The organism is Candidatus Symbiopectobacterium sp. NZEC135, assembly GCF_025962695.1.
In genome coordinates this window covers 1-1696 of record NZ_JAGFPF010000350.1, presented here as the reverse complement: position 1 = coordinate 1696, position 1696 = coordinate 1, and the positions used below count along the sequence as shown (strand labels likewise).

Below are 1696 nucleotides of genomic sequence, written 5' to 3'. Positions count from 1 at the left end.
CATCGTGCGTACCACGCAGGAAATGCAGCGCCAACTGACCTGTCTGTTGCTGCTGTCACGCGATCCGCAAACCCTGGCTCGAACCGACGTGCCACTGCGTCCGTTGATCGAGGAATGCATTACACGCTGCCAACCCTGGCTGGCAAAAAAACCCGTGGCACTGATTCTGGATGCAGCGCAAGCGCCCCACCTGCACACCAATGCTGAACTGGCGCGCAGTGTTATCTGGAATCTGCTGCGCAATGCCTGCCAGTACACGGCGCAAGGTGAAGTGCGCATTGCCCTTAATGACAGTACGCTTGTCATTTCGGACACCGGTCCTGGCCTACCGCCCAGCATCGATCCGCAGCAATTTCAGCGCTTTCTGCCCAGTGCGCATCAACGTGGCGAAGGACTGGGCTTGTCCATTGTGCAACGCATCGTGGAGCATCTGGGTTGGCGCATGCAGGTCGATAGCTCGGAAACAGGCTGTCGCTTTACGCTGGAAATGCGCCGTAGCGATTGACGCATTTCCCCCACAGCTAAAAAATTACTGTTTGGTGCACATCGCTTCTCCCGGTGACTTAAAGTCTCCGCACTGCCATTCATTCACCCCATCAGAAATAACGTTCTCATCGACGGTCACTTTGCTCGCATCCAGTCCGGCTAACCGTTCTGGCTCAATTTTCACGAACCAGACTGATTTACCGTCGGAGACAACATAATCGGATAATGCTTTAAGGTTTTTCACATCGGTATCCGCTGTAAAAATCGGGAACGGTTTACCGTAAATATAAAAACCTTTTTTATCCGCCGTCACACTGAATGAAAGACAGGTAAAGGTGCTTGCATCCAACTCGCTGTTTTTTTCACCACGATAATAAAGCGCATCATCAATAGTGGCCCAGCCAAAACATTGCTCAAAAATGTTAACGCTTTTTTTATAGGGTACGATGGCTGAATGACTTTCTCTGAAATAATAGTGTTTTTTATCGAAGGCCTGATTCGTTCCTTTTGTCTGGAACGTCGCAACGTCAGCGCCTTTTAACACCGAACCGTCACGCATAAAGATGTGTTTGCCATCGCTGAAGAAGGGAAAATCCAGGGCTTCAAATTTCTTCCAGTCGATGTTAACGGTCATTTTATTGCAATAGGCGTAGGTTCCAACTTCACTAACCAGATAGGAATCAATTGCTTTGGCGTTCTCCGGGTTAAATGCCTTGGGCAAGGCAGTCGCATTGCAGTAATAGGTGTCGTTCGCTTTCCCTACCCCAAATGCCGTATCGGAATAGACCACCGAGAAACTCTCCGGCTTGACATTTTTCATCGGCACAGCGGGAAGATTCGCGGCACTTTGATAGTGCAATACACCGTCAATCACTTTATACGGGTATTTCACATTGCTATAGGTGACCGCAGTTTTTTCTGCGGCAATAGCGGATAAGTGAACGATGCCAAACACCCCACCAATGAGTGCCATACATAAATTAAGAGTTCCTTTTCTCACGATCTTTATCTCCTTTTAAAGGTTAACACCAGAAAATAATATCCCTACCAGAGGATAAATGTTTTTCCTGGGTATAATTTGCCGCGATAAAATATCAATTTACGCACATAGCGTAAATTATAAAAGGCACATTAAGCATATCTAAAACAAATCCACACAAACGCTAATGCCTAATGTTTTACAAACACAAAAATACAGAATAAAACACCA

Annotated in this window: 2 protein-coding genes; one reads left to right on the top strand and one right to left on the bottom strand. The window is 46.9% G+C overall.

Annotation, left to right across the window (positions count from 1 at the left end):
- Positions 1 to 505 (top strand): sensor histidine kinase (locus J5224_RS26740; protein ID WP_264628191.1); only part of this gene is annotated, 505 nt, incomplete at its 5' end.
- Between the two features lie 24 nt (positions 506 to 529).
- Here the strand turns inward: J5224_RS26740 and J5224_RS26735 are convergent.
- Positions 530 to 1459, bottom strand: coding sequence for a DKNYY domain-containing protein (locus J5224_RS26735; protein ID WP_264628190.1), 930 nt, complete (start codon positions 1457 to 1459; stop codon positions 530 to 532).
- Positions 1460 to 1696: the final 237 nt, after the last annotated feature.